The sequence below is a fragment of the Dactylosporangium sp. NPDC005572 genome, assembly GCF_040605515.1.
Lineage (GTDB): Bacteria > Actinomycetota > Actinomycetes > Mycobacteriales > Micromonosporaceae > Dactylosporangium.
In genome coordinates this window covers 1-24,763 of sequence record NZ_JBEXCY010000150.1, presented here as the reverse complement: position 1 = coordinate 24,763, position 24,763 = coordinate 1, and the positions used below count along the sequence as shown (strand labels likewise).

Here is a 24,763-nt window from a genome sequence, read left to right as displayed (position 1 = left end):
GGGCAGGGCGGGCAGGGCGGGCAGGGCGGGCAGGGCGGGCAGGGCGGGCAGGGCGCACCCGCGCAGGCTGGTGAGCGGGGCAGTCGCGCGGGGTGGCGAGCGGGCGCAGCCGCGGACGGGGCGGGCGGAGGGCCCGGTGGGGGGTTCGCTAGAACTCGAACTCGTCGGGTGGGGCTACCGCGCGGGTGACCTCGACGCCCAGGCCGCGCAGGTCGGACTCGAAGCTCGGGTAGCCGCGGTCGATGTGGTGCACGTGGCGGATCTCGGTGACGCCGTCGGCGCACAGGCCGGCGATCGCCAGGCCGGCGCCCGCGCGGATGTCCGTGGCCGTGACCGGGGCGCCCGACAGGCGGTCCTTGCCGCGGACCACGGCGTGGTGGCCGTCGGTGCGGATGTCGGCGCCGAGGCGGGCCATCTCGTTGATGAACATGAAGCGGCCGTCGAAGATGTTCTCGGTCACCAGGCTCGAGCCCTCGCTCACCGATGCCAGGCCGACCGCCATCGGCAGCAGGTCGGTGGCGAAGCCGGGATAGGGCAGCGTGACCACGTCGACGGCGCGGGGGCGCTCGGCCATCTGCACGCGGAACGAGTCACGGCCGGTCGACACCTCGCCGCCGGCGGTCACGACCTTGTCGAGCGCGATCTCCAGGAACGTCGGGTCGATGCCGTGCACGGTGACGTCGCCGCGGGTCATCGCCGCGCCGAAGGCCCAGGTGCCGGCCACGATCCGGTCGCCGACCGTGCGGTGCTCGACCGGGTGCAGCTCGGGGACGCCCCGCACGACCAGGCGGGAGCTGCCGGCGCCCTCGATGTCGGCGCCCATGTCGGTGAGCATGCGGCAGATGTCGACGATCTCGGGCTCGCGGGCCGCGTTGTCGATCTCGGTGCGGCCGCCCGCCAGGACGGCCGCCATGAGCAGGTTCTCGGTGGCGCCGACGCTCGGGAAGTCGAGCCAGATCGTGGCGCCGTGGAGCTTCGGGGCGGTGGCGATGACGAAACCGTGCTCGCCGGAGATGTCGGCGCCCATCCGGCGGAGGCCCTCGACGTGCATGTCGAGGCCGCGCGAGCCGATCGCGTCGCCGCCGGGGTGGGCGACCCGGACGTGGCCGCAGCGGGCGAGCAGCGGGCCCAGCACGCAGATCGAGGCGCGCAGGCGCCGCACCAGGTCGTAGTCGGCCTCGGTGCCGAGGCGGTCGGGGACGTCGATGACGACCCGGTCGCCGTCCAGCTCGACCTCGCAGCCCAGCCGGCGGAGGACCTCGGCCATGATCGAGATGTCGGTGATGCGGGGCACGTTGGTCAGGGTCGTGCGACCGGTCGCCAGGAGCGCGGCGGCCATGAGCTTCAGGGCCGAGTTCTTGGCGCCGACCACCGACACGTCACCGGCCAGCCGGGCGCCGCCCATCACACGGATCACGTCCACGTCCGCCATCGTAGGGGCATTCCGTACCGTGAAAACCATGGCCATTCACCTCACGCGGATATACACGAAGACCGGCGACGCCGGCGAGACGGGACTGGGGGACTTCTCGCGGGTGCCGAAGACACATCCGCGGATCGTCGCGTACGCCGACGTCGACGAGGCCAACGCGGCCATCGGCGTGGCCCTGGCGCTCGGCGAGCTCGCGGCCGAGGTCCGCGAGGTGCTGGGCGTGGTCCAGAACGACCTGTTCGACGTCGGGGCAGACCTGTGCAACCCGATCACGCCCGAGCCGGCGCATCCGCCGCTGCGGGTCACCGAGGCGCAGGTCGAGCGGCTGGAGGGGTGGTGTGACGAGTTCAACGCCCGGCTGCCGAAGCTCGACTCGTTCATCCTGCCGGGTGGCACGCCCGGGGCGGCGCTGCTGCACGTGGCCCGCACGGTGTCCCGGCGGGCGGAGCGCAGCGCGTGGGCGCTCGTCGCGGTCGACCCGGACGGCACCAACGAGGTGGCGGTGAAGTATCTCAATCGGCTGTCGGACCTGCTGTTCATCCTGTGCCGTGTCGCGAACCCGGGTGGCGACGTGAAGTGGGTGCCGGGCGGGTCGCGCTAGTCAGCCGGTGCGGTAGCGGTAGGGCCGGGTCTCCGGGGTCGACTCGCCCGGGGGCGCGGCCTCCACCCAGGACAGGAAGCCGGTCAGCGCCCGCTCGGCCATCGCGATCTCGACCGGCGCCTGCCGGCTGACGCACCGCACGATGATCCAGTCGGGCGGGAGCACGAGCAGCTCGGCCGGGTCGGGGGCGCGGCGGCGGTCAACGGAGAGCCCACGCCGTGAGAGCACCCGGCGTGGGCCCGGCCAGAAACTGAAGATGCGATACCACCGGAGGTCGTCGCCGGCGAACCGGGCCAGGCCCGCGGACCAGCCCCGGCCGGGCACCATGGTGCTCAGCCGGACGCCCAGCTCGATGGTGCCGCCCCGGCGGCCGATCGCGATGCGCCGCACGAACAGCAGCGCCAGCGCGGCGAGCAGGATGAGGACCGCGATGCCGATTCCCTCGACGATCCTCACCATCGCCGCCTTCGCTCAGTGCGCCGCGGCGGAGGAGGCGGGGGTGCAGCTCTCGGCGAGCACCGTCACCCCGGTCGCCGTGACCGAGACGAACCCCCCGGTCACGTCGAAGGCGAGGTCCTGGCCTCCGGAGCGCTTGATCCGCACCTGGCCGGCCTCGGCCAGCTGGCCCAGCAGCGGCGCGTGGCCGGGGAGCACGCCGAGTTCACCCTCGGTCGTGCGAGCGACAAGCATGTCCGCGTCGCCGGACCAGACTTTTTCCTCGACGGCTACGAGCTCGACGTGCAGCTGCCTCGCCACGCTAGTTACTCCTCGTGTGCGCGATTCGGTTTGGACGAGTCTAGTCAATGATCCGACGGGCCGAGCAGTGGGCCTCGCCACGTTGGCACGAAGGCTTAACAGCACCTGAATAGCCGGGGGTCCGGCTTGCCGTCCGATGACTTTCCGACACTTCAGAGCGTGACGCACGTCACCCTGTCACGGTGGGCTTTTCCTGAAAATTCCAGGGGAGGTGACTCACCGTGAAACGACTGTCCCGCGCAGTTCCGGCGGCGGTGCTCGCCGTGGCCGCGGTGCTGTTTCCGGCCGCCGCGCACGCGGATCCGCCGAGCGCCTCGGTCTGGTTCAACGGGGGCGAGGTGGTCTTCGAGGCCGCCGACGGCCAGGCGAACACGCTCATTCTCACCAAAGTCGGGTCTTCTCCCGACGTATGGCGCCTCGACGATGTGGTGTCAATCACATCGGACGAGGACGATTGCGTCCATCCCGTCGAGGGCGATCTGACGGTACTGGACTGTGAACGCGTTCTGAGCTTCTTCGACGTCTCGCTCGGCGATCTCGACGATTCCCTCGACAACCGCACGACCCGGGCGGGCCATTTCAACCTGGGCTCGGGGAATGACGTGCTGCACACCGGCGGCAGTGCCGCCTCGGTCACCGATGTGGCCGGCGGTTCGGGCGACGACATCGTGTACTCGGGCCCGGCGCAGGACTGGATCAACGGCGGCTCGGGCACGGACCTGGTCACGTACGAGGGGCGGATGGGCGCGGTCGTCGCCAACGCCACGACCGGCGGCGCCGAGGACACGTACGTCGACACGATCGAGAACCTCACGGGCGGCGGCGGGGCGGACACGCTGACGGGTAGTTCGGGGCCGAACGTGCTGGACGGGGGCACCGCGTGGTTCTGCACGCTGCTCTCCTGCTTCGTCACATCGGGCGCCGACACGCTGCGCGGGGGCGCGGGCAACGACGTACTGCGGGGCTGGCACCAGGCCGACGCCCTGTACGGCGAGGCGGGCGTCGACACCCTCTACGGCGGGTCCGGCAACGACACGATCCTGGACGGCGGGCCGGCGACCGACTGGTGCTACCCGGAGGCGGACGGCGGCACGGTCGTGAACTGCGGCCCGGTCTTCACGTAGCCCCGGCGCTGTTGACCGCGGAGGGTCTAAAACGCGCGACCACCGCACGGCGTGCGGGCATCCGGCGCGGCCGGAGGTCGCGGGTTCTTGCCACGACGGCGATGGCAGCGTCCGTGGCCCCGGTGCGGATGCACCGGGGCCACGAGCGGTGTCTGGCGGGAGCGACGGTCGTGCCTTGCACGGACCCGAGTCCCTCGAGAACAAGCGAAAGCGGCGCGGAAGAATCCGCGCCGCTTCCGTGGGACGGTGCTGCGTCAGTCCTTCATGAGCTCGTGCGCGTTGCGCTCGAGGTCCTCAAGGCCGCCGCACATGAAGAAGGCCTGCTCGGGGAAGTGGTCGTACTCGCCCTCGCTGATCTTCTTGAAGGACTCGATCGTCTCCTTGAGGGGGACGGTCGAGCCGGGGACGCCGGTGAACTGCTCGGCGGCGTAGGTGTTCTGGGACAGGAAGCGCTCGATGCGGCGGGCGCGGCCGACCGTCACCTTGTCTTCCTCGGACAGCTCGTCCATGCCCAGGATGGCGATGATGTCCTGCAGGTCCTTGTACTTCTGGAGGATCCGCTGGACCTCGCGGGCGACCGCGTAGTGCTCGGCGCCGACGAACTCGGGAGCCAGGATCCGGGAGGACGACGCCAGCGGGTCGACCGCCGGGTAGATGCCCTTGTCGGAGATCGACCGCTCGAGGTTGGTCGTCGCGTCCAGGTGGGCGAACGTGGTGGCCGGCGCCGGGTCGGTGTAGTCGTCGGCGGGCACGTAGATCGCCTGGAGCGAGGTGATGGCCTTGCCCCGGACGGAGGTGATGCGCTCCTGGAGCTGGCCCATCTCGTCGGCCAGGGTCGGCTGGTAACCGACGGCGCTCGGCATGCGGCCGAGCAGCGTCGACACCTCGGAGCCGGCCTGGGTGAACCGGAAGATGTTGTCGATGAAGAGCAGCACCTCCTGGTTCTGGACGTCACGGAAGTACTCCGCCATCGTCAGCGCCGAGAGGGCGACCCGCAGACGGGTGCCCGGGGGCTCGTCCATCTGGCCGAACACGAGGGCGGTCTTGTCGATGACGCCACCCTCGGTCATCTCCAGGATGAGGTCGTTGCCCTCACGCGTGCGCTCGCCGACGCCGGCGAACACCGAGGTGCCACCGAAGTTGCGGGCCACGCGGGTGATCATCTCCTGGATGAGCACCGTCTTGCCGACGCCGGCACCGCCGAACAGGCCGATCTTGCCACCGCGCACGTACGGCGCGAGGAGGTCGAGGACCTTGATGCCGGTCTCCAGCATCTCGGTCTTCGGCTCGAGCTCGGCGAACGCGGGGGCCGGGCGGTGGATCTCCCAGCGCTCCTTGATCTCGAGCTTCGACTCGTCGGCGTTGAGCACCTCGCCGAGGGCGTTGAACACGTGGCCCTTGGTGATGTCACCGACCGGCACCGAGATGCCCTTGCCGGTGTCGGTCACCTCGGCGCCGCGGACCAGGCCGTCGGTCGGCTGCATCGAGATGGCGCGCACCATGTTGTCGCCGAGGTGCTGCGCGACCTCGAGCGTCAGCTTCTTGCTGCCCTCGGCGAGGTTCACCTCGACGTGGAGCGCGTTGTAGATGTCGGGCATGGCGTCACGCGGGAACTCGGCGTCGACGACCGGGCCGATGACCCGGACCACGCGGCCGACCGCGGTCTTCGTGTCTGCTGGTGCAGTCATCACACATCACTTCCCGCCGCCGCCAGCGCGTTGGCGCCGCCGACGATCTCACTGATTTCCTGGGTGATCGCCGCCTGCCGAGCGGAGTTCATCTCGCGGGTGTACCGCTTGAGCAGGTCGTCGGCGTTGTCGGAGGCGCTCTTCATGGCCCGCCGGCGCGCGGCCGACTCGCTGGCGGCCGACTCCAGCAACGCCGCGAAGATCCGCGTGTTGATGTACTTCGGCAGCAGCGCCTCGAGCAGTTGCTCGGCCTCCGGCTCGAACTCGTAGGCCGGCAGCGGCCCGCTGACCTCCTGCTCCTCGACCTCCATCGGCGCGACGATCCGCGCGACGGGGGTCTGGGTCATGAGGGAGCGGAACTGCGTGTGGACCATGTAGAGCTCGTCGACGCCGAGGATGCCGTCGGGGCCCGGGCCGTCGAGCGAGTCGTCGGCGCCGTTGACGAAGGCCTGGATCAGCGTCTCGCCGATGTCCGACGCGTTCTCGTACCGCGGCTGCTCGGAGAAGCCCGTCCAGCTGCCCGCGATCTCGCGACCACGGAAGCGGTAGTAGGTGACGCCCTTACGGCCGGCGATGTAGAGCGCGATCTGCTTGCCCTCGCCGCGCAGGCGGGCGATGAGCTGCTCACACGTGCGGATGGCGTTGGCGTTGTACCCGCCGCAGAGCCCGCGGTCGCTGGTCACCAGCAGCACGCCGGCCCGGCGGACCGGGTTGCGCGGGACGAGCAGCGGGTGGTCGACGTTCGTGTTGGTCGCCAGCGCCGTCAGCACGCCCGTGATCGCCTCGGCGTAGGGCAGGGAGGCGGCGACCCGCTCCTGCGCCTTGCCGATGCGGCTCGTGGCGACCAGCTCCTGCGCCTTGGTGATCTTCTTGGTCGACTTGACCGTTCGGATCTTGCGGCGCAGGGCCTGTACCTGACCGGCCATGGCTCAGCCCGACTTCCGGACCTGGCGGGTGACGGTCTCGCGGTCCTGCTCACCCTCCAGGGCCTTGGCCGGCGCCTCGTTGACCGCGGTGCCGCCGTCCTTGGTCGAGAAGACCTGCTTGAAGCTCTTCACGGCCTCGGTCAGGCCCGCGATCGTGTCCTGCTCGAGCTTCTTGGACTCGGCGATCGCGGCCGGCAGCTCCTTGCGGTTGCTGCGGAGGTACTGCTGGAACTCGGTCTCGAAGCGCCGCACGTCGGCCACCGCGATGTCGTCGAGCTGGCCGGTGGTGCCGAGCCAGATCGAGATGACCTCTTCCTCGACCGAGAACGGCGAGTACTGCGGCTGCTTGAGCAGCTCGACCAGGCGGGCGCCCTTCTCCAGCTGGGCCCGCGACGCCTTGTCCAGGTCCGACGCGAACGCGGCGAAGGCCTCGAGCTCGCGGAACTGAGCGAGGTCGAGCCGGAGCCGGCCGGCGACGTCCTTCATGCCCTTGACCTGCGCCGAACCACCGACGCGGGACACCGAGGTGCCGACGTTGATGGCCGGGCGGACGCCCTGGTTGAACAGGTCGGACTCGAGGAAGACCTGGCCGTCGGTGATGGAGATGACGTTGGTCGGGATGTAGGCCGAGATGTCGTTGGCCTTGGTCTCGATGATCGGCAGGCCGGTCATCGAGCCACCGCCCAGATCGTCGGAGAGCTTCGCGCAGCGCTCCAGCAGCCGGGAGTGCAGGTAGAAGACATCACCGGGGTAGGCCTCGCGGCCCGGCGGGCGGCGCAGCAGCAGGGAGACGGCGCGGTAGGCCTCGGCCTGCTTCGTCAGGTCGTCGAAGACGATCAGGACGTGCTTGCCGCCGTACATCCAGTGCTGGCCGATGGCGGAGCCGGCGTAGGGCGCGAGGTACTTGAAGCCGGCCGGGTCGGACGCCGGAGAGGCGACGATGGTGGTGTACTCCATCGCGCCCTGCTCCTCCAGGATCCCGCGGGTCGCGGCGATCGTGGAGGCCTTCTGGCCGATGGCGACGTAGATGCAGCGGACCTGCTTCTTCGGGTCGCCGGAGAGCCAGTTGTCGCGCTGGTTGATGATCGTGTCCAGCGCGACCGTCGTCTTGCCGGTCTTGCGGTCACCGATGATCAGCTGGCGCTGGCCGCGGCCGATGGCGGTCATGGCGTCGATCGCCTTGATGCCCGTCTGCAGGGGCTCCTTCACCGGCTGGCGGGCCATGACGTTGGGCGCCTGCAGCTCGAGCTCGCGGAAGCCCTCGTTGGCGATCTCGCCACGGTCGTCGATCGGCTGGCCGAGCGGGTTGACCACGCGGCCGAGGAAGGCGTCGCCGACCGGCACCGAGAGCACGCGGCCGGTCCGCTTGACCTGCTGGCCCTCCTCGATGCCCTTGAAGTCGCCCAGGACGACGACACCGATCTCGCGGACGTCGAGGTTGAGCGAAACGCCGAGCGTGCCGTCCTCGAACTCGAGCAGCTCGTTGGCCATCGTCGAGGGCAGGCCCTCGACCTGGGCGATACCGTCGCCGGCATACGAGACGACGCCGACCTCCTCGCGGGAGATCCGTGAATCAACGGACGAAACGTAGCGCTCGAGTGCGCCCCGAATGTCGTCCGAGGAGATGGTCAGCTCGGCCATCCTCAACCTTCTATCTCAAGTGTTCAAGCTTCGGGGATTGGTTACTTGGCGAGCGCCGTGCGGGCCTCGGCGAGGCGGCGCGCGACCGTGCCGTCGTAGAGGTCGGAGCCGACCTTGACCCGCATGCCTCCGATGATGCGCGGATCAACGTCGATCTTCAGAGAGACTCCTCGACCGTACAGCTGCTGGAGCTTGGCGGCCAGGCGCTCCTCTTCCACGTCGGTCAGCGCGACCGCGCTGGTCACGTAGGCGACGGAGCGGTCCCGACGGGCGGCGGCCAGCTCGACGAGCCGGGACAGCGACGCGTCGAACCCACGGCCACCGAAGCCGGCCACGGCCAGCTGCGCGAGGCGCACCGTCGCCACCTTGGCCTTGCCCTCGAGCAGGCTGCCGACGAGCTCGCTGCGAGCCTCCGCCGGAGCGGTCGAGTCGGCCAGGGCGCCCGCCAGGCGCGGGTCGCCGGAGACGACCTGCCCGAAGCGGAACAGCTCGTCCTCGACGTCGGCCAGGTCGCCGGCGCGGTCCGCCCCGGCGAGCAGGGCGTCGACGCCCAGGCGCTCGACACCGTCGAGCAGCGCGCCCGGCCCGGACCAGCGGCCACCGATCAGCGCGGCGACCAGCTCGACGGAGTCGTCGCCGACCTTGCCCGACAGGATCGAGCGGATCAGCCCGGCCCGCTCGTCGGCGGGACGGCCCGGGTCGGCGAGGGCCCGGCGCAGCCGCGGCTCGCGCCGGAGCAGGCCGGCCACCGCGAGGACCTCGTCCGCGACGGTACCGATCCGCTGCGCGTCAGCGCCCGCCGAGAACTCGGCGAGCTTGTCGGCAGCGGCCCCGTACGCCTCCCGGTTGATGGCCTCCATCAGCGCCGCCCCGCGGCACCGGCCGCGTCAGCGTCACCGATCTCCTGCAGGAACCGCTCGACGGTGCCCCGGCGGCGGGCCTCCTCCTCCAGGGACTCCCCGACGATCCGGCCGGCGAGCTCGACGGCCAGCGAGCCGACCTCGGCCCGCAGCTGGCGGACGATGGCCTGCCGCTCGGTCTGCAGGGCGTCACGGCCGGCCGCGATGATGCGGTCGCTCTCCTCCCGGGCCTTCGCGAGGATGTCCTCACGGATGCCCGTGGCGTCGGCGCGCGCTTCGTCGCGGATGCGGGCCGCCTCGGTGCGGGCCTCGGCCAGCTGCTCCTTGTACTGCTGCAGCAGCCGGTTGGCCTCGGCCTGCGCGTCTTCGGCGCGCTTGATCCCGCCCTCGATCGCGTCGACCCGCGCCTTGAAGGTCTCCTCCATGCGGGGGAAGACGAACTTCACCAGCACGTAGACCAGGATGGCGAAGGCGATGGTACCGATGACCATCTCTTGCCAGATCGGCACGATCGGGTTGGGCTCGTGCCCGCCCTCTTCTGCGAAGAACAACATGGGAAACCTCCCGCTCTCGTTCCAGGAAGGGGCGGGACTAGGAGCGGAACACGAAGCCGAAGGCGATACCCAGCAGGGCGAGCGCCTCGACCACGGCGAAGCCGAGGAACATGTAGGTGCGGGTCAGACCGGCCGACTCGGGCTGGCGAGCGGTGGACTGGATGTACGAGGCGAAGACGATGCCCACGCCGATGCCGGGGCCGATGGCGGCAAGGCCGTAGCCGACGGCGCTGAGGCTACCGGTAACTTCTGCCAACATTTGTGAATCCTCCTGAGATCTCGCGTGACGATCACGCGGGACAACTGAAAAGGGTGGTGCTCGTACGCTTTCGAGACTTCGAAGCGGGGATCCGGGCTCAGTGCTCCTCGGCGAGGGTTCCCGCGAGGTAGTTGGCCGTAAGAAGCGTGAAGACATAGGCCTGCAGGGCGGCGACCAGCAGCTCGAAGAAGGTGAGCAGGATCGTCATGCCCCAGGACAGCACCGAGATCGGCTTGATGAAGATGCTCTCCGCGTTGAGCAGGGCGAAGCCGCCCAGCGTGAACACCAGCAGCAGCATGTGGCCGGCGAACATGTTGGCGAAGAGACGCAGGGCGAGCGTGGCCGGCTGCAGGATGAACGCCTGGAGCGCCTCGATCGGCAGCAGCAGCGGCTGCATGTACCACGGGGCCGGCAGGTAGGTCGCGTGCTTCAGGTAGCCGAGGAAGCCGTGCTTCTTGAAGCCCTGGTAGAGGTAGAGACCATAGGTGCACAGCGCCAGGACCGCCGGGAACGCGATGTGCGACATCGGCGAGATCTGAATGCCGGGAACGATCGCGAAGACGTTGGCGACCAGGATGAAGGTGAACAGCGACGCCAGGTAGGGCGCGAAGCGCAGCCCCTGGTGGCCGATGACGTCCTTGGCGACGCCTTCCCGCACGAATCCGTAGATGGACTCGGCGAGCCACTGCTTCTTGGTCGGCACGACCTGCGGGTTGCGGTAGGAGACCAGGAAGTAGACCAGCACGATCGTGACGGCAAGCAGGATGAGAAGGGTGAACTTGCTCAGCCAGGGGCCAACGTCCCCGATGTTCGGCGGGAAGATGTCTCGCACGGTCGGCGGGAAGGGCACCTCCGCCAGAATCAGACCGCTCACCACGTCCCTCTCATATTGAAATCACCGGCAGGTCAGGCGCCGAGGCGCTTGACCACCAGATAGATGCCGCCTGCAGCGCCGAGCACACATCCGATCGCGGTGGCGATGCCATCGGAGCCAAGCCACTGGTCGACCAGCCAGCCAATGAAGCCCCACACGGCGATGCCCGAGATGAGGTATCCGACGGCGGCCCAACCCTCGTTGGAGCCACTCGATCCGGATTGCTTGGGTGTCTGGTTACCGGCCATGACGCGGTGACCATATCAGCCTGCCGTGGGCACCTGTGCATCGACCCCCGCGTGCTCCTCGCGCGGGGGTTGCTCTAGGTCCCGGGGCCATCAACCGGCGGGCGTCAACGTTACTACGCCGAACGCTCGGCAAACGTCAACTACACGACTGATGCATGAATGAATGTTGCACACGGTCACCCCCGCAGGATTAGCTGAGAGCTCAACTTGACAATCTGTGCCGGGGTGATGACCTTGCGCAACACGGTGATCGCATTTTTCCTGATTTTGGCGGTCATTACGGTCACCAGGACCGAGGGAACCGACACCGTCACGCAGAGCAGTCCCACCGCGGTGCGCTGCAGCATCTCGCCTCAGCGCGTTCTTGAGGAGAGCAACCGGATGGTCGCGGCCGGGCGCTTCCGGTGCGACAGCCCGGGCGCGGAGTCGCTCACGATGACCGTTCACCTGCAGCGCCTCGACGGCACGTCGTGGACGACGATCGGCGGCCGGTCGTTCACGGCCGGTGGCAAGGCGACGACGCTGGAGCGGCGCAACAGCGAACGAACCCGGCAGATCACCGCGCCCTGTGCCCGCGGGAACTACCGCACGTGGGTCGAGGCGACCGTGGTCTCCCGCGGGGTCACGCGGAAGCTGTCGGAGAACAGCGGCGAGCGGTCGGACCCGTGCAGTTGATCACAGCTCGACGTACGGAATCTTGGCCCGCCAGACCCAGGTCGCGTGCGCGCCCATCCAGACGATCACGGCGGCGATGACCAGCGCGCCCATCCACGGCAGCCCGGCCCAGTCGGCGCCGCTCACGAACCACATGGCGACGCCGATGATGGTGAACTTGACCACATAGGTGCCGAGCGCGACCGGCATCAGCAGGTGGTGGGCCTTGAGGTCGGTCCAGGCGATGATGAGGCTGGACAGCGTGTAGCTGAGGGTCACCAGCCCGATCCCGGCGACCGCGCCGGACGCGCCGGACGCCCCGTCCCGCCACAGCGCGACGGGCACGGCGACGACAAGGAGTGCCGCCATCGCGATCAGGCCGGCGGGAAGGTGCTGGAGCCGCTTCTTCATCACGGGCCAGGATACGCGGGGAACCGGGTGACCAGATCCGTGACCCGATCGGTGACCGTCTCACCGCGCAGCGCGGCGCCGATGAGCGCCGCGATCTCGCGCATCTCGGTCTCCTTCATGCCCTGCGTGGTCACCGCCGGGGTGCCGACGCGGATGCCCGAGGCCGTCATCGGCTTCTCCGGGTCGTACGGGATCGCGTTCTTGTTCAGCGTGATCCCGTTGGCGTCGCAGCGCTCCTCCGCCTCGCGGCCGGTGATCCCCAGCCCGCGCAGGTCGATCAGGGCCAGGTGGGTGTCCGTGCCGCCGGAGACCGGTCGCATGCCCTCGGCCGCCAGGCCGGCGGCCAGCTCGCGGGCGTTGGCGATCACCTGGCGGGCGTAGTCGGCGAACGCCGGCTGGGCCGCCTCCTTCAGGGCCACCGCCTTCGCGGCCACGACGTGCATGAGCGGGCCGCCTTGCGTGAACGGGAAGACGGCCTTGTCGATGCGCTGGGCCAGCGACTCCTTGCACAGGATCATGCCGCCGCGGGGGCCGCGGAGGACCTTGTGCGTGGTGAGGCAGACGACGTCGGCGTGCGGAACCGGCGACGGGATCGCCCGCCCGGCGACCAGGCCGATGAAGTGGGCCGCGTCGACCATCAGGTACGCCCCGACCTCGTCGGCGATCTCCCGGAAGCGGGCGAAGTCGATCAGTCGCGGATAGGCGGTCGCGCCGCAGATGATCATCTTGGGACGGTGGGACCGGGCCAGGTCGCGCACCTCGTCGTAGTCGATGAGCTCGCTTTCCCTGCCCACCGGGTAGCCGACCGTGTTGAACCACTTGCCGGAGAAGTTCACCTTGCTGCCGTGGGTCAGGTGGCCGCCGTGCGGCAGCTCCATCGCGAGCACCGTGTCGCCCGGCATCAGCAGCGCCGCGTACGCCGCCAGGTTGGCGCTCGCCCCGCTGTGCGGCTGGAGGTTGGCGTGCTCGGCGCCGAACAGCGCCTTGGCGCGCTCGATGCCCAGCTCCTCGGCGCGGTCCACCTCGCGGCAGCCCCCGTAGTACCGCCGGCCGGGGTAGCCCTCCGCGTACTTGTTCGTGAGCGTCGAGCCGAGCGCGGCGAGCACGGCCGGGGACGTGAAGTTCTCGCTCGCGATGAGCTGGACGCCGCCGCGCAGCCGCTGCAACTCGTCGAGGACCACGCCGGCGATCTCCGGGTCGGTCTCGCGGAGCGCGTCGAAGTCCGGACCCCAGTACGTGTCGCCCATGAAACGAGTCTAGGTGGCAATCGCGCAGGGTAAGCATGAAGTCATGCGATGTCTGGTGACCGGCGCGACCGGCTACGTGGGCGGCCGGCTCGTGCCGCGGCTGCTGGCGGCCGGCCACGAGGTGCGCTGCCTGACCCGCGATCCGCGCCGCCTGCGCGACGTCCCGTGGGCCTCCCGCGTGGAGATCGCCACCGGAGACGTCGCCACCGCCGAGGGCCTCGCCGAGGCATGCAAGGACGTCGAAGTCGTGTACTACCTGGTGCACGCGCTCGGGCAGGCCGCGTTCGAGGACGTCGACCGGGAGAGCGCGCTGAACCTGGCGGTCGCGGCCCGCGATGCCGGCGTTTCCCGGATCGTGTACCTCGGGGGCCCGGTGCCCGGCGAACGCGCCTCGGCCCACCTGCGCTCCCGGGGCGAGGTCGGCGAGATCTTCCTGCGCGGCGGCGTGCCGGCCGTGGTCTTCCGGGCCGCGGTCATCATCGGGTCGGGCTCCGCCTCGTTCGAGATGCTGCGGTACCTCACGGAGCGCCTGCCCGTCATGGTCACGCCGTCCTGGGTGCGCAACCGCGTCCAGCCGATCGCCATCCGGGATGTCCTGCGATACCTGGTCGCCGCGGCCACGGTCTTCCCGCCGCGGGTCAACCGGGCGTTCGACATCGGCGGTCCTGACGTCCTCACCTATGCCGAGATGATGCAGCGGTACTCCAGGGTGGCCGGGCTGCCGCGCCGCGTTCTCGTCCCGGTGCGGGTCCTGACGCCGTGGCTGTCGTCGCATTGGGTCGGGCTGGTGACGCCGGTACCGAACCGGATCGCCCGCCCGCTGGTCGGCAGCCTCATCCACGAGGCCGTCTGCCGCGAGCACGACATCGCCTCCTTCGTCCCTGACCCGGACGACGGCCTCACCGGCTTCGATCTCGCCGTCCAGCTGGCCCTGCGCAAGATCCGCGACGCCGCCGTCGAGACCAGTTGGGCCAACGCCTCCGTCCCCGGTGCGCCGAGCGACCCGCTGCCCAGCGACCCGTCGTGGTCGGGCGGCACGGCCTACCAGGACGAGCGCTCCCGCGCCGTGCCGGCCCCGCCGGCCTCGCTCTGGCGGGTCGTCGAGGCGATCGGCGGCCGGAACGGCTGGCACTCCTTTCCGCTGGCGTGGTCCCTCCGCGGCTGGCTCGACCGCGCCGTGGGCGGCGTCGGCCTGCGCCGCGGCCGCCGCGATCCGCACCGCCTGTATGTCGGCGAGGCCCTGGACTTCTGGCGGGTGGAAGAAATCGTTCCGGGTTCGTTGCTGCGGTTGCGGGCGGAGATGAAGCTGCCTGGGCGGGCCTGGCTGGAGATGCGGGTCCACGACGACGGGTCCGGCGGGTCTGTCTATTCGCAGCGGGCCGTCTTTCTGCCGAAGGGTCTGGCGGGGCACGCGTACTGGTGGTCGGTCGCGCCGTTCCACGCTGTCGTCTTCGGGGGCATGGCCCGGAACATCGCTCGGACCGCTGCGGCTGCGCGGCGGGCGTCTTGAGTTTGGGCGTCGCCGCTCGCTGTGGTTTCGGTCGGTCGACTGACCGGAATCACGACGAGAGCAGCGCCGAAGCCAGCGGTCGGGTCACCCCGTGGATCTCGTCGGCGACGCGGCTGAAGTACGAGTCCGGCCGCCCCCACGGATCGTCCAGGTCGTCGCTGTCCCGGCGCCCGTCCCGCGCCGCGTCGGCCGCCTCGACCAGCGCCACCCCGCGGTCGTACACATCGCCGGCCGGCAACGACGCCAGGTCGACCCCGCGCAGCAGCCGGCCGAACTCGCCGAACACGAACGTGCGGTCCGCCGCGTCCGGGCACAGGCCGACCACGAAGTCGACCTGCTCACCGGTGGCGGTCAGGATCAGGTCCGAGGCCTCGATGTGCTCGGCGAGCAGTTTGCGGGCCCGGAACCCGGTCGGGTCGCCCCCGCGGGCGAGTACCTGCTTCGCGGCCTGCGGGTCCATACCCTCGCCGGCGTGCCAGCCGCCGGTGCCGGCGCCGTGGACGTACAGCTGGTCGGCCGTCGCCCCCAGCGCCAGCATGTCGGCGATCAGGATGCGCTCGGCCATCGGCGAGCGGCAGATGTTGCCCATGCACACCACGAGGACGCTGAACGGTGACGACATGGCGGCAAGCTAACATGGCGGTCCGTGACCAGGTTCGAAGCGCTCGCACACAGCCCCGCCAAGCTGCTGTCGTTCGGCTCCGCCGCGCGGGTGGCCGAGCATCTCCGCAAGGGCGGCCTGGCCGTGCTGCCGACCGAGACCGGCTACATGATCGCCGCGGACGCCACCAACGAGCGGGCGGTCGAGAAGGTCTTCCACGCCAAGGAGCGCAGCCTCGCCAACCCGATGCATGTGGCGTTCGGATCGCTGCGGATGGTGCACGAGTTCGCGCAGCTGGACGAGGTGGCCGAGCGCCTGGTCCGGGCGTTCACCCCGGGTCCTCTGACAGTTGTCGTACCGCAGAGCGGCCGCCTCCCGGACCGCCTCGTCACGCTCAACGGCACCGTGGGCGTGCGCGTGCCCGACCACCCGGCCACGCTGCAGGTGGTCGACCTGCTGGGCAGCCCGGTGACGGCCACCAGCCTGAACCGCTCCGGCCAGGAGAGCCGGCCGCTGGACCACGCCTTCCTGCCCGAGCTCGACTGGTCGGGCGAGGAGGTCGTGCCGGTGCTGGAGGACCTCACCTCGATCACGCAGCCGCTGGCCTCGACGCTGGTCCTGGTCGAGGCCGGCACGTTCAAGATCCTGCGCCAGGGCCCGGTGACCCTGGAGCAGATCGAGGCGGCCGCGAAAGCCTAGGAGACGGGCTCCTCGATGGCCGGGACGACCTCGCGGAGCTGGTCCAGCGACAGGCCGCCGAGGCGGACGGCCCGGACGCGGTTCTCGGTCACGTCGACGATCGTGCTCGTGACGTTGTCGAGGTCGGTCGGGGTGCTGAGGTAGACGCTCACCGCGTATCCGAGCTGGTCGCGCGCCTCCTCCGCGGTCTGCGGCAGGGGCTGCCCGACCTTGTTGGCCGACGAGACGGCCATCGGGCCGGTCTCGCGCAGCACCTCCAGCGCGATCGGGTGCAGCGGCATCCGCACCGCCACCGTGCCGTCGGTGCTGCCCAGGTCCCACTGGAGGCTCGGGGCGTGCTCCACGACGATCGTCAGCGGGCCCGGCCAGAACGCGTCGACCAGGTCCCGCGCGGCCTGCGGCAGGCCGAACACCAGGCCGTCGAGCGTGTGCCGGGAGCCGACGAGCACCGGCACGGGCGCCGTGCGGCCCTTGGCGTTGTTGAGCGCGGTGACCGACCACGATTTGAACGCGTCGGCGCCGATGCCGTAGATCGTGTCGGTCGGCATGACGACCAGGTCGCCCCGGCTCACGGCCTCGATCGCCGCGGCGATCCCCCGCTCGCGCTCGGCCAGCTGGCTGCAGTCGTAGAGCATCACGAGGACCTAGTCTGCCACCCGGCGCGCGGTGGTGAACCGGGGCCGCCCGGCCAGATCCGCGTGATCGACGACGTCGGCGAACGGGAACCCGCGCAGCAGGGCCGGCAGGGACTCCCCCTGGGTGTCGTCGTGCTCGATGGCCAGCAGTCCGCCCGGGCGCAGCAGCGCGGCCGCGCGCGCCGCGATGCCGGGCATCAGGGCCAGGCCGTCGGCGCCGGCGAAGACCGCCGAGGCCGGGTCGTGGTCGCGCACCTCGACGTCGACCGGGGCCGATATGGGGACATAGGGCGGATTGCACAGTACGAGATCCACTAAACCGTCCACATCGGACAAAATCGAGAAGTCCGTCACATCGCCCTCGACGACCGAAACCGCCGGAGCCAGGGCGGCCACGTTGCGGCGCAGCCAGGGCAGCGCCGCCGGCGAGCGCTCCACCGCGACGACCGTGGCCGACGGCCGGTTGGCCGCGAACGCCACCGCGATCGCGCCCGAGCCCGAGCACAGGTCCACCACGCGGAAGGCGGGCTGGCGCAACGCCCACTCCACGAGCAGCTCGGTCTCGAATCGCGGGATGAAGACGCCCGGGCCGACGGCGAACGAGAGCCCGTAGAACGGGGCCTCGCCGGTGAGGTGCTGCAACGGCACGCGAGCCGCTCGACGGGCCACCAGGGACTCGAAGAGCGATGCCTGCTCAGGCGTGAGCGCGCGCACGACCGGCAGGCGGCCGCGCGGCACGGACAGGACATGGGACGCCAGCAGCTCGGCGTCGACCCGCGGTGAGGCCACACCGGCTGCGGCAAGTCGACGGGTGGCCGCGGCGAGAAGCGTGGGCAACTCACGTTCCGGCGTGTCATCTTCGACGCTGTGCACCCCATAATCATGGGGCGCGCGGTGAAAGGGGGTCCCGATGGCGGTTGCCGACCGCACGTCGGAGTTGGCGCGCGCCCGGCGCCTCATCTTCGAGGACCAGCTGGGCGAGGCGATGACGGTCATCGACCGGGTGCTCGCCGACGACCAGGCGCCGCACGACCGGGTGGAGGCGCTGACGCTCCGCCTGATCACGCTCATCAACCTGGGCAAGGCCGGCGACTTCGCCGCCGCCCTCGACGCCGGGCTGGCCGCGGCCCGCCAGGTGCAGGACCCCGCGCAGTACGGGGAGCTCCAGGCGCTCGCGGCCATCGTGGCCCTGCGGGGCGGCTCGCTCGAAGGCTGTGTGCGGGCGCTGGTGCACGGCTCGCGGGCGCTCGGCGCGGTGGAGCTGACCGACGAGACGACCGCGTGGGGCTGGCACAACCTCGCCATGGCGTACTCGTACACGGGCTTCCACGGCCACGCGCTCGCCGCCATGGACAAGGCCCGCGAGGTGGCCGTCGAGGTCGGCGTGCCGACCGCCAACACCGACTTCGCGGCGCCCCAGATCCGGCTGCGGCTCGCCGTCGACCTCGACCACCGCGGCGACAGTGAGGGCTGCCAGCGCATCCTCCGCGACATCGTGCACGACCTGGAGCGCAAGCAGAAGGACGACGAGGTGGGCCGGCTGCGGCCGATCGCGCGGGGTGCGATGGGGTATGCCGTCGTGCGCCTCGGCACGCTCGGCGCCGTCCAGACCGGGGTCGAGGCGTGGCCGCTGCTGGAGTCGGCCGGGATGTCGACCCGGGCCTGCGACCTGCGCACGCTCGGCGCGGTCTGCCAGGCGATCGCCGAGCGGCGGCCGATCGAGGCGGTGGCCCGGCTGGAGACCGCGACCGTGGCCGACGACTCGCTCGGCGGGGCGGAGATCCACCGGCTGCGCGCGCTCGCGCACCTGGGCGCCGCCGACTACCGGCTGGCGTACCATGCCGACCGCAGCGCCTTCCGGGTCGCCGTCGCCCAGCTCGACCGGCTCCGCGACCTCTTCGTCGAGGGGGTTGCGGCCCTGCTGGACCACGAGGACATGGTGCGGCGGATCGACTTCCACCGCGGCGAGGCGCTGACCGACCCGCTGACCGGGCTCCCCAACCGGCGGTATCTCGAGGAGCACGTCACCAAGCTGCTCAAGGCCGGCGGCCACGCCGTGCTCGGCGTCTGTGACCTGGACGGGTTCAAGGACGTCAACACGGTCCACGGCCACCTCTCCGGCGACCACGTGCTGCAGCGGGTGGCCGGCGTGCTGAACCGGGTCATGCGCAAGGGCGACTTCGTGGCCCGGTACGGCGGCGACGAGTTCGTGGTGGTGCTGCCCACGACGAGCGCGGGCGAGGCGCGGGAGATCTCCCGGCGGATCGAGGCCGCGATCGCGTCGGAGGACTGGCACTCGCTGGTGCCGGGGACGCCGGTCGGGGTGACGATCGGCTGGGCCGGCCTCCAGGGCGAGGACTTCAGCGACGTGGCGGCCGCATTCGAGGCGGCCGACCACGCGATGCTGCGAGCAAAGGCGCCGCGGCCGCGGGCCGCGTCATAAAACCGGCGGGACAGAACTAACGGGCACAGAACCTAACGGGACGAGATCCGCGCGTTCTCCTCGCGGATGCGGGCGCGCTCCTGGTCGGCACAGACCGCCGCCCACGCGTTCGCCTTTGCCGTCGGCATCCGTTCAGCGCCGAGCACGGTCCGGCCCACCTTGTAGATGATCTCGGCGGCGGTTCCCACCACGACGCGCGGGCCGGCGGACAGGTCGACGGACGGCGACGCAGACGGCATGGCTTCCCTCCCGATGGTGGCGGTGATCACGTTGCGTGCAGTACTCCCGGCACAAAACGCTACCGGAGTTCAGCGTCCCGCTGCAGCGTTTCCATGATGTGACGTCCGCGTTAGACCCGCGTCACCCTCTGCTGAGCTGGTCCTCACCGGCGAGCCGGGCCTTGCGGTCGGCCTCGGCCAGGGCGTCCAGCACCCCGTCGAGGTCCCCCGCGAGGGCGAGGTCGAGGTTGTACGCGGTGTAACCGATCCGATGGTCGGAGATCCGATTCTGGGGGAAGTTGTACGTCCGGATCCGCTCGCTGCGGTCCACGGTGCGCACCTGCGAGCGGCGGGCGTCGCCGGCCGCGGCGGCCGCCTGCTCCTCGGCGAGGGCCACCAGCTTGGCCCGGAGCATGCGCATCGCCCGGTCCTTGTTCTGCAGCTGGGAGCGCTCGTTCTGGCACGACACGACGATCCCGGTCGGCAGGTGCGTGATGCGCACCGCCGAGTCGGTGGTGTTGACGCTCTGCCCGCCCGGGCCCGACGAGCGGAACACGTCGATGCGCAGGTCGTTGGGGTCGACCTCGATCTCGCCGGTCTCCTCCGCCTCCGGGGTGACCAGCACGCCGGCCGCGGAGGTGTGGATGCGGCCCTGCGACTCGGTCGCCGGCACGCGCTGGACGCGGTGGACGCCGCCCTCCCACTTCAGCCGGGACCAGACGCCGTTGCCGCCGTCGGGGATGCCGCGCGACTTGATCGCGACCGCCACGTCCTTGAACCCGCCGAGGTCGGACTCCTGGGAGTCGAGCACCTCCGTGGCCCAGCCGTGCCGCTCCGCGTACCTGAGGTACATCCGGAGCAGGTCTCCGGCGAAGAGCGCGGACTCCTCGCCGCCCTCCCCCGCCTTGATCTCGAAGATCACGTCCTTGGCGTCGTTGGCGTCGCGCGGGGCCAGCAGCTCGGCGAGCCGCTCCTCCAGCTGCGGGATGCGCGTCTCCAGCTCCTCGGCCTCGCCGGCGAACGCCGCGTCCTCGGCGGCGAGCTCCCGGGCGGCCCCCAGGTCCTCGCGGGCCTGGTCCAGCTCACCGGCCGTCTTGGCGATCGGCGACAGCTCGGCGAAGCGCCGCCCGGTCTTGCGGGCGAGCGCCTGGTCGGCGTGGATGCCGGGATCGGCGAGCTTCTGCTCGAGCTCCTGGTACTCCGCCAACAGCGTGGCGAGCCGGGTGTCGGCGGTCATGTCCTCTCCAGCCTCGTCTGAGCAGGTCGTCTGAGCAGGTCGTCTGTGCGGGTCGACACGAAATCGGCGCCCGCCCGCACCCTCGGACGAGGAGCGGAGCGGGCGCCGGAAGCGTCGCTACTTGGCGGCCTTCTTGGCCTGGACCTTCGCGTACTTCTGCTGGAACTTCGCGACCCGGCCCGCGGTGTCGAGGACGCGCTGCTTGCCCGTGTAGAACGGGTGGCAGACGGAGCACGTCTCCACGTGGATCGCGCCGCCCTTGGCGGTGCTGCGGGTCGTGAACGAGTTGCCGCAGGAACAGGTGACCTCAGTGGTCTCATACTGCGGGTGAATTCCCGGCTTCATGGCCGCGGTCCTTTCGTCGAGTCGGTCGCCGGGTCGCCACATGTGGCGTGAACCGGAACCTCTTGGCCGTCGGTCAAGTCTGCCATGCGCTTGTCACGACGACTCAACCGGCATCTGTAACGCTGCCCACGGGGTGTTCATTCCCCACGCGAGAAACGCCCATGAGGCGCAGAACGGACAGCCCGTTCGAAAGTCCGTCGCGGCCCTTTGATGATCCCTTCTACCCTGGCTCCTGCCATGAGCCTGCATATTGACGAACTCTGCGATCCGGCGCTGTTCACCGAGATGGTGAGCGGCGGGTACATCCGCACCCAGCGCCACCCCGCGCTGCCGCTGCTGATCCACAACTACACGGAGAAGACGCAGTACGAGAACGTCTGGAACCCGGCGACGCTGGCCTGCCGCGGGCTCGTCGTGTCGGCGGCGACCGGCACGGTCCTCGCCCGCCCGTTCGCGAAGTTCTTCAACCACGGGCAGCCGGGGGCGCCGGCGCTCGACTTCGACGGGCCGGTCAGCGTCACGGACAAGGCCGACGGCTCGCTCGGCGTGCTGTTCCCGACGCCGGAGGGCCACGCGATCGCGACCCGGGGCTCGTTCGACTCGACGCAGGCGCGGCACGCGACCGAGGTCTGGCGCACGCGGTACGCCCACCGCTTCACGCCGCCCACGGACCGCACGCTGCTGTTCGAGATCATCTACCCGGGCAACCGGATCGTGCTCGACTACGGCGGCCTCGACGACCTCGTCCTGCTCGGCGCCGTCGACATCGCGACCGGCCGCAGCCACGGCCCCGCCGCGGTGCCGGACTGGCCGGGCCCGACGGTCGAGTCGTTCGGCTACGCGACGCTGGCCGAGGCGCTGGCGGCGCCGCCGCGCGACAACCGCGAGGGCCTCGTCGTGCACTTCGTCGGCCCCGACACCCGGCTGAAGATCAAGTACGCCGAGTACGTCCGCCTCCACCGCATCGTCACCGGCCTCAACGCCCGCGTGGTGTGGGAGGCGGTCGTCGCCGGAACGCTGGACGACCTGCTGGAGCCGCTGCCCGACGAGTTCCACGCGTGGGCCACGAAGATCGCGGTCTCCCTGCGCTCCTCGGTCTCCGCGCTGCACGACGAGGTCGAGGCGACCTTCGACGCGGTGGTCGCCGGGCTGCCTCCGGACTGGTCGCGGAAGGACTTCGCGCTGGCCGTGGCCCGGCACCCGATGCGCGGCTGCCTGTTCCTGCGGCTGGACCAGAAGAGCTATGAATCGTATCTGTGGCAGCAGGTACGACCATCCTTGGAGGAGCCCGGTGCGTAGCCTCACCCTGACCCGCGGGCTGCCCGCCTCGGGCAAGACGACCTGGGCCAAGGAGCAGACGCACCTGGTCCGGGTCAACCGCGACGACCTGCGCCGCATGATGCACGGCGGCCGGGTCGCCGACGACGCGCTGCGCGGCCGGGCCGAGCGCGAGGTCACGGCCGCGCACCACGCGATGGTCGAGGCCCTGCTGCGGGCCGGCGCCGACGTGGTCTGCGACGACACGAACCTGCGGGGCCGGGTCGTCCGGGAGTTCGCGGAGCTGGCCGGCCGCTGCTCGGCGACCTTCTCCGTCCGCGACTTCACCGACGTGCCGCTCGAGGAGTGCCTGCGCCGGGACGCCCTGCGACCCGGTGACGAGCGGGTCGGGGAGGACGTGATCCGGGGGATGCATCTGCGGTACCTCGCGGGCCGCCCGCATCCCCTGCCGCTGCCTGTGCTGGACGCGACCCTGGGCGTCGCCTACGAGCCGCCGCCGGACGCGCCGCGGGCGGTCCTGGTCGACATCGACGGGACGGTGGCGCTGTTCAACGGCCGCAGCCCGTACGACATGACCCGGGTGGGCTCCGACCTGCCGAACGCTCCCGTGATCGCCGCCGTGCGGGCGATGCACGCGGCGGGCCACGAGGTGGTGTTCTGCTCGGGCCGCTCGGACGACTGCCACGACGAGACGGCGGCGTGGCTCGACAAGCACGTGGCGGTCCCGTACGCGGGGCTGTTCATGCGCGAGTTCGGCGACCAGCGCCGCGACTCGGTGGTGAAGGCCGAGATCTTCGACCGCGAGATCCGCAGCCGCTACCACGTGGTGGGCGTCTTCGACGACCGCCAGCAGGTCGTCCGCATGTGGCGCTCGCTGGGCCTGACGGTCTTCCAGGTGGCGGAGGGCGACTTCTAGGGCGGCCGCCATGATCAAGGGAAGAATCTGGCTGCCATGACGACCAGGAGTTTCCCTTGATCATGGGAAGGCGTCGCTTGCCCGCGGCGGCGGACAGCAAGCGGCCGCCCCCGGGAGACGTTCCCCGAGGGCGGCCGGCAGTTGCTGCTACTCGCCCGGTGTCGTCTGGGCGATCTGCATCAGGAACTCGACGTTGGTGCGGGTCTTCTTCAGGCGGTCGAGCAGGAGGTTCAGCGCCTCCTGGGAGTCGAGCGCGTGGAGGACCTTGCGGAGCTTGATCACGATCGCCAGCTCGTCCGGGGCCAGGAGGATCTCCTCCTTGCGGGTGCCGGACGGGTCGATGTCGATCGCCGGGAAGATGCGGCGGTCGGCGATCTTGCGGTCGAGCTTCAGCTCGGCGTTACCCGTGCCCTTGAACTCCTCGAAGATGACCGTGTCGCCCGTGGAGCCCGTCTCGACGAGGGCCGTGGCGATGATGGTCAGGGAGCCGCCGTTCTCGATGTTGCGGGCGGCGCCGAGGAAGCGCTTCGGCGGGTACAGCGCGGTCGAGTCGATACCACCCGACAGGATGCGGCCCGACGCGGGCGAGGCGTTGTTGTACGCCCGGCCGAGGCGGGTGATCGAGTCGAGCAGCACGACCACGTCGTGGCCCAGCTCGACCAGGCGCTTGGCGCGCTCGATCGACAGCTCGGCGACCGTGGCGTGGTCCGTCGGCGGGCGGTCGAAGGTGGAGGCGATGACCTCACCCTTCACCGACCGCTGCATGTCGGTGACCTCTTCGGGCCGCTCGTCGACCAGCACGACCATCAGGTGGCACTCGGGGTTGTTGCGGGTGATCGCGTTGGCGATCGCCTGGAGCACCATCGTCTTGCCGGCCTTCGGCGGCGACACGATCAGGGCGCGCTGGCCCTTGCCGATCGGCATCACCAGGTCGATGACGCGCGTCGTGAGGATGTGCGGCTCGGTCTCCAGCCGCAGGCGGTCCTGCGGGTAGAGCGGGGTCAGCTTGTAGAACTCGGGGCGGCGCTTGGCCTCCTCCGGGTCCATGCCGTTGACCGTGTCGAGGCGGACCAGCGGGTTGTACTTGTCGCGCCGCTGCTCGCCGTCGCGGGGCTGGCGCACGGCGCCGGTGACCGCGTCGCCGCGGCGCAGCCCATACCGCTTGACCTGCGACATCGCGACATAGACGTCGTTCGAGCCGGACAGGTAGCCCGTGGTGCGCACGAACGCGTAGTTGTCGAGCACGTCGAGGATGCCGGCCACGGGGACGAGGACATCGTCCTCGCTGACCTGCGGCTCGTTGCCCGGCCGCGCGCCCGTCTCGGCGCCCTCGCGGTCACGGCCGCGGCGACGGTCGCGGAACCGGCTGCGCCGGCCGCGCCGGCCGGTGCCGTCGTCGTCCTCGTCGTCGTGCTGCGTGAAGGTGCCCCGCTGGTTGCGGTCGCCCCGCTCGGAGGAGCGCTCACCGCGGTCGGAGGAGCGCTCGGCGCGCTCGGGACGCTCGGCACGCTCCGCGCGCTCGGGACGCTCCGCACGCTCGGACGAACGCTCGGGACGCTCCCCGCGCTCGGCCCGCTCACCCCGCTCGGCAGCGCGCTCCGCGGCC

At 70.7% G+C, this 24,763-nt stretch carries 29 protein-coding genes; 8 read left to right on the top strand and 21 right to left on the bottom strand.

The window, feature by feature from the left end:
* Nucleotides 1-148 precede the first annotated feature (148 nt).
* Nucleotides 149-1,432: a UDP-N-acetylglucosamine 1-carboxyvinyltransferase gene (murA, locus tag ABZS66_RS43945; protein WP_354768655.1), complete on the bottom strand. Its 1,284-nt coding sequence runs from the start codon at nt 1,430-1,432 to the stop codon at nt 149-151.
* A gap of 28 nt (nt 1,433-1,460) precedes the next feature.
* Between murA and ABZS66_RS43940 the strand changes: the two genes are divergently transcribed.
* Nucleotides 1,461-2,033 (top strand): cob(I)yrinic acid a,c-diamide adenosyltransferase, encoded by a 573-nt coding sequence (locus tag ABZS66_RS43940; protein ID WP_354768653.1) that lies wholly within the window; start codon nt 1,461-1,463, stop codon nt 2,031-2,033.
* Here ABZS66_RS43940 and ABZS66_RS43935 read toward each other — a convergent pair whose 3' ends face one another.
* Nucleotides 2,034-2,489 (bottom strand): DUF2550 domain-containing protein, encoded by a 456-nt coding sequence (locus tag ABZS66_RS43935; protein WP_354768670.1) that lies wholly within the window; start codon nt 2,487-2,489, stop codon nt 2,034-2,036.
* A 15-nt stretch (nt 2,490-2,504) separates the two neighbouring features.
* Nucleotides 2,505-2,789 carry a F0F1 ATP synthase subunit epsilon gene (locus tag ABZS66_RS43930; RefSeq protein WP_354768651.1) on the bottom strand — a complete coding sequence of 95 codons (285 nt, stop codon included), beginning with the start codon at nt 2,787-2,789 and terminating at the stop codon, nt 2,505-2,507.
* A gap of 221 nt (nt 2,790-3,010) precedes the next feature.
* On the opposite strand from ABZS66_RS43930, the gene ABZS66_RS43925 reads away from it, so the two are divergent.
* Entirely contained in the window at nt 3,011-3,913 is a 903-nt protein-coding gene (locus ABZS66_RS43925) for a calcium-binding protein (protein ID WP_354768649.1), read from the top strand.
* A 254-nt stretch (nt 3,914-4,167) separates the two neighbouring features.
* Here ABZS66_RS43925 and atpD read toward each other — a convergent pair whose 3' ends face one another.
* The 9 genes from atpD to ABZS66_RS43880 all read right to left on the bottom strand — a co-directional run bounded on the left by atpD (nt 4,168) and on the right by ABZS66_RS43880 (nt 11,310).
* Entirely contained in the window at nt 4,168-5,601 is a 1,434-nt protein-coding gene (gene atpD / locus ABZS66_RS43920; protein WP_354768647.1) for a F0F1 ATP synthase subunit beta, read from the bottom strand.
* On the bottom strand, nt 5,601-6,527 hold the full coding sequence (locus ABZS66_RS43915; RefSeq protein WP_354768645.1) for a F0F1 ATP synthase subunit gamma: 927 nt from the start codon (nt 6,525-6,527) through the stop codon (nt 5,601-5,603). The genes atpD and ABZS66_RS43915 overlap by 1 nt, the downstream gene beginning before the upstream one ends.
* Nucleotides 6,528-6,530: 3 nt before the next feature.
* Nucleotides 6,531-8,168 (bottom strand): F0F1 ATP synthase subunit alpha, encoded by a 1,638-nt coding sequence (gene atpA / locus ABZS66_RS43910; protein ID WP_354768643.1) that lies wholly within the window; start codon nt 8,166-8,168, stop codon nt 6,531-6,533.
* A gap of 41 nt (nt 8,169-8,209) precedes the next feature.
* On the bottom strand, nt 8,210-9,031 hold the full coding sequence (locus ABZS66_RS43905; protein WP_354768669.1) for a F0F1 ATP synthase subunit delta: 822 nt from the start codon (nt 9,029-9,031) through the stop codon (nt 8,210-8,212).
* Entirely contained in the window at nt 9,028-9,579 is a 552-nt protein-coding gene (locus tag ABZS66_RS43900; RefSeq protein ID WP_354768667.1) for a F0F1 ATP synthase subunit B, read from the bottom strand. The genes ABZS66_RS43905 and ABZS66_RS43900 overlap by 4 nt, the downstream gene beginning before the upstream one ends.
* A 40-nt stretch (nt 9,580-9,619) precedes the next feature.
* Nucleotides 9,620-9,841, bottom strand: coding sequence for an ATP synthase F0 subunit C (atpE, locus tag ABZS66_RS43895; protein ID WP_354768641.1), 222 nt, complete (start codon nt 9,839-9,841; stop codon nt 9,620-9,622).
* Between the two features lie 97 nt (nt 9,842-9,938).
* A complete protein-coding gene (gene atpB, locus ABZS66_RS43890) occupies nt 9,939-10,715 on the bottom strand; it encodes a F0F1 ATP synthase subunit A (RefSeq protein WP_354768639.1) in 777 nt (258 codons plus the stop codon).
* 32 nt (nt 10,716-10,747) lie between these two features.
* Entirely contained in the window at nt 10,748-10,963 is a 216-nt protein-coding gene (locus ABZS66_RS43885) for an AtpZ/AtpI family protein (protein WP_354768637.1), read from the bottom strand.
* A 176-nt stretch (nt 10,964-11,139) separates the two neighbouring features.
* The gene (locus ABZS66_RS43880; RefSeq protein WP_354768635.1) at nt 11,140-11,310 is read right to left on the bottom strand and encodes a hypothetical protein; all 171 of its coding nucleotides are present in this window, start codon (nt 11,308-11,310) and stop codon (nt 11,140-11,142) included.
* An 88-nt stretch (nt 11,311-11,398) separates the two neighbouring features.
* On the opposite strand from ABZS66_RS43880, the gene ABZS66_RS43875 reads away from it, so the two are divergent.
* Nucleotides 11,399-11,638 carry a hypothetical protein gene (locus ABZS66_RS43875; protein WP_354768633.1) on the top strand — a complete coding sequence of 80 codons (240 nt, stop codon included), beginning with the start codon at nt 11,399-11,401 and terminating at the stop codon, nt 11,636-11,638.
* On the opposite strand, the gene ABZS66_RS43870 is transcribed toward ABZS66_RS43875, so the two are convergent.
* Both ABZS66_RS43870 and glyA read right to left on the bottom strand, forming a co-directional pair.
* Entirely contained in the window at nt 11,639-12,028 is a 390-nt protein-coding gene (locus tag ABZS66_RS43870; RefSeq protein WP_354768632.1) for a hypothetical protein, read from the bottom strand.
* Nucleotides 12,028-13,275 (bottom strand): serine hydroxymethyltransferase, encoded by a 1,248-nt coding sequence (gene glyA, locus ABZS66_RS43865; RefSeq protein ID WP_354768630.1) that lies wholly within the window; start codon nt 13,273-13,275, stop codon nt 12,028-12,030. Before glyA ends, ABZS66_RS43870 begins: the two co-directional genes overlap by 1 nt.
* A 43-nt stretch (nt 13,276-13,318) precedes the next feature.
* Between glyA and ABZS66_RS43860 the strand changes: the two genes are divergently transcribed.
* Nucleotides 13,319-14,785 carry an SDR family oxidoreductase gene (locus ABZS66_RS43860; RefSeq protein WP_354768628.1) on the top strand — a complete coding sequence of 489 codons (1,467 nt, stop codon included), beginning with the start codon at nt 13,319-13,321 and terminating at the stop codon, nt 14,783-14,785.
* Between the two features lie 49 nt (nt 14,786-14,834).
* Here ABZS66_RS43860 and ABZS66_RS43855 read toward each other — a convergent pair whose 3' ends face one another.
* Nucleotides 14,835-15,407 carry a phosphotyrosine protein phosphatase gene (locus ABZS66_RS43855; RefSeq protein WP_354768626.1) on the bottom strand — a complete coding sequence of 191 codons (573 nt, stop codon included), beginning with the start codon at nt 15,405-15,407 and terminating at the stop codon, nt 14,835-14,837.
* 24 nt (nt 15,408-15,431) lie between these two features.
* On the opposite strand from ABZS66_RS43855, the gene ABZS66_RS43850 reads away from it, so the two are divergent.
* Nucleotides 15,432-16,085, top strand: a complete 654-nt coding sequence (locus ABZS66_RS43850; protein WP_354768624.1) for an L-threonylcarbamoyladenylate synthase — start codon at nt 15,432-15,434, stop codon at nt 16,083-16,085.
* Here ABZS66_RS43850 and ABZS66_RS43845 read toward each other — a convergent pair.
* Together ABZS66_RS43845 and prmC are read right to left on the bottom strand one after the other, a co-directional pair.
* Nucleotides 16,082-16,720: an L-threonylcarbamoyladenylate synthase gene (locus ABZS66_RS43845; RefSeq protein WP_354768665.1), complete on the bottom strand. Its 639-nt coding sequence runs from the start codon at nt 16,718-16,720 to the stop codon at nt 16,082-16,084. The genes ABZS66_RS43850 and ABZS66_RS43845 overlap by 4 nt on opposite strands.
* A gap of 9 nt (nt 16,721-16,729) precedes the next feature.
* Nucleotides 16,730-17,593: a peptide chain release factor N(5)-glutamine methyltransferase gene (prmC, locus tag ABZS66_RS43840; RefSeq protein ID WP_354768663.1), complete on the bottom strand. Its 864-nt coding sequence runs from the start codon at nt 17,591-17,593 to the stop codon at nt 16,730-16,732.
* 37 nt (nt 17,594-17,630) lie between these two features.
* On the opposite strand from prmC, the gene ABZS66_RS43835 reads away from it, so the two are divergent.
* Entirely contained in the window at nt 17,631-19,163 is a 1,533-nt protein-coding gene (locus ABZS66_RS43835) for a GGDEF domain-containing protein (RefSeq protein ID WP_354768623.1), read from the top strand.
* A gap of 32 nt (nt 19,164-19,195) precedes the next feature.
* Here the strand turns inward: ABZS66_RS43835 and ABZS66_RS43830 are convergent, their stop codons facing one another.
* From ABZS66_RS43830 to rpmE, 3 genes are all read right to left on the bottom strand, one after another.
* A complete protein-coding gene (locus ABZS66_RS43830) occupies nt 19,196-19,432 on the bottom strand; it encodes a hypothetical protein (RefSeq protein ID WP_354768621.1) in 237 nt (78 codons plus the stop codon).
* Nucleotides 19,433-19,523: 91 nt separating this feature from the next.
* A complete protein-coding gene (gene prfA / locus ABZS66_RS43825) occupies nt 19,524-20,618 on the bottom strand; it encodes a peptide chain release factor 1 (protein ID WP_354768620.1) in 1,095 nt (364 codons plus the stop codon).
* Nucleotides 20,619-20,735: 117 nt separating this feature from the next.
* Nucleotides 20,736-20,963: a 50S ribosomal protein L31 gene (rpmE, locus tag ABZS66_RS43820; RefSeq protein ID WP_354768618.1), complete on the bottom strand. Its 228-nt coding sequence runs from the start codon at nt 20,961-20,963 to the stop codon at nt 20,736-20,738.
* Between the two features lie 237 nt (nt 20,964-21,200).
* On the opposite strand from rpmE, the gene ABZS66_RS43815 reads away from it, so the two are divergent.
* The gene (locus ABZS66_RS43815; protein ID WP_354768616.1) at nt 21,201-22,262 is read left to right on the top strand and encodes an RNA ligase; all 1,062 of its coding nucleotides are present in this window, start codon (nt 21,201-21,203) and stop codon (nt 22,260-22,262) included.
* Entirely contained in the window at nt 22,255-23,157 is a 903-nt protein-coding gene (locus tag ABZS66_RS43810; RefSeq protein WP_354768614.1) for an AAA family ATPase, read from the top strand. The genes ABZS66_RS43815 and ABZS66_RS43810 overlap by 8 nt, the downstream gene beginning before the upstream one ends.
* 147 nt (nt 23,158-23,304) lie before the next feature.
* Here the strand turns inward: ABZS66_RS43810 and rho are convergent.
* The coding region (gene rho / locus ABZS66_RS43805; protein WP_354768612.1) for a transcription termination factor Rho at nt 23,305-24,763 on the bottom strand (1,459 nt) is incomplete at its 5' end.

What these genes read in the sequence shown, in the direction of transcription:
- murA (WP_354768655.1), bottom strand. Translation starts at nt 1,432, where the DNA reads ATGGCGGACGTGGACGTGATCCGTGTGATGGGCGGCGCCCGGCTGGCC.
- ABZS66_RS43940 (WP_354768653.1), top strand. Translation starts at nt 1,461, where the DNA reads ATGGCCATTCACCTCACGCGGATATACACGAAGACCGGCGACGCCGGC.
- atpD (WP_354768647.1), bottom strand. Translation starts at nt 5,601, where the DNA reads ATGACTGCACCAGCAGACACGAAGACCGCGGTCGGCCGCGTGGTCCGG.
- ABZS66_RS43915 (WP_354768645.1), bottom strand. Translation starts at nt 6,527, where the DNA reads ATGGCCGGTCAGGTACAGGCCCTGCGCCGCAAGATCCGAACGGTCAAG.
- atpA (WP_354768643.1), bottom strand. Translation starts at nt 8,168, where the DNA reads ATGGCCGAGCTGACCATCTCCTCGGACGACATTCGGGGCGCACTCGAG.
- atpE (WP_354768641.1), bottom strand. Translation starts at nt 9,841, where the DNA reads ATGTTGGCAGAAGTTACCGGTAGCCTCAGCGCCGTCGGCTACGGCCTT.
- ABZS66_RS43885 (WP_354768637.1), bottom strand. Translation starts at nt 10,963, where the DNA reads ATGGCCGGTAACCAGACACCCAAGCAATCCGGATCGAGTGGCTCCAAC.
- ABZS66_RS43880 (WP_354768635.1), bottom strand. Translation starts at nt 11,310, where the DNA reads ATGCTGCAGCGCACCGCGGTGGGACTGCTCTGCGTGACGGTGTCGGTT.
- ABZS66_RS43875 (WP_354768633.1), top strand. Translation starts at nt 11,399, where the DNA reads ATGACCGTTCACCTGCAGCGCCTCGACGGCACGTCGTGGACGACGATC.
- ABZS66_RS43870 (WP_354768632.1), bottom strand. Translation starts at nt 12,028, where the DNA reads ATGAAGAAGCGGCTCCAGCACCTTCCCGCCGGCCTGATCGCGATGGCG.
- glyA (WP_354768630.1), bottom strand. Translation starts at nt 13,275, where the DNA reads ATGGGCGACACGTACTGGGGTCCGGACTTCGACGCGCTCCGCGAGACC.
- ABZS66_RS43860 (WP_354768628.1), top strand. Translation starts at nt 13,319, where the DNA reads ATGCGATGTCTGGTGACCGGCGCGACCGGCTACGTGGGCGGCCGGCTC.
- ABZS66_RS43855 (WP_354768626.1), bottom strand. Translation starts at nt 15,407, where the DNA reads ATGTCGTCACCGTTCAGCGTCCTCGTGGTGTGCATGGGCAACATCTGC.
- ABZS66_RS43845 (WP_354768665.1), bottom strand. Translation starts at nt 16,720, where the DNA reads ATGCTCTACGACTGCAGCCAGCTGGCCGAGCGCGAGCGGGGGATCGCC.
- ABZS66_RS43835 (WP_354768623.1), top strand. Translation starts at nt 17,631, where the DNA reads ATGGCGGTTGCCGACCGCACGTCGGAGTTGGCGCGCGCCCGGCGCCTC.
- prfA (WP_354768620.1), bottom strand. Translation starts at nt 20,618, where the DNA reads ATGACCGCCGACACCCGGCTCGCCACGCTGTTGGCGGAGTACCAGGAG.
- rpmE (WP_354768618.1), bottom strand. Translation starts at nt 20,963, where the DNA reads ATGAAGCCGGGAATTCACCCGCAGTATGAGACCACTGAGGTCACCTGT.
- ABZS66_RS43815 (WP_354768616.1), top strand. Translation starts at nt 21,201, where the DNA reads ATGAGCCTGCATATTGACGAACTCTGCGATCCGGCGCTGTTCACCGAG.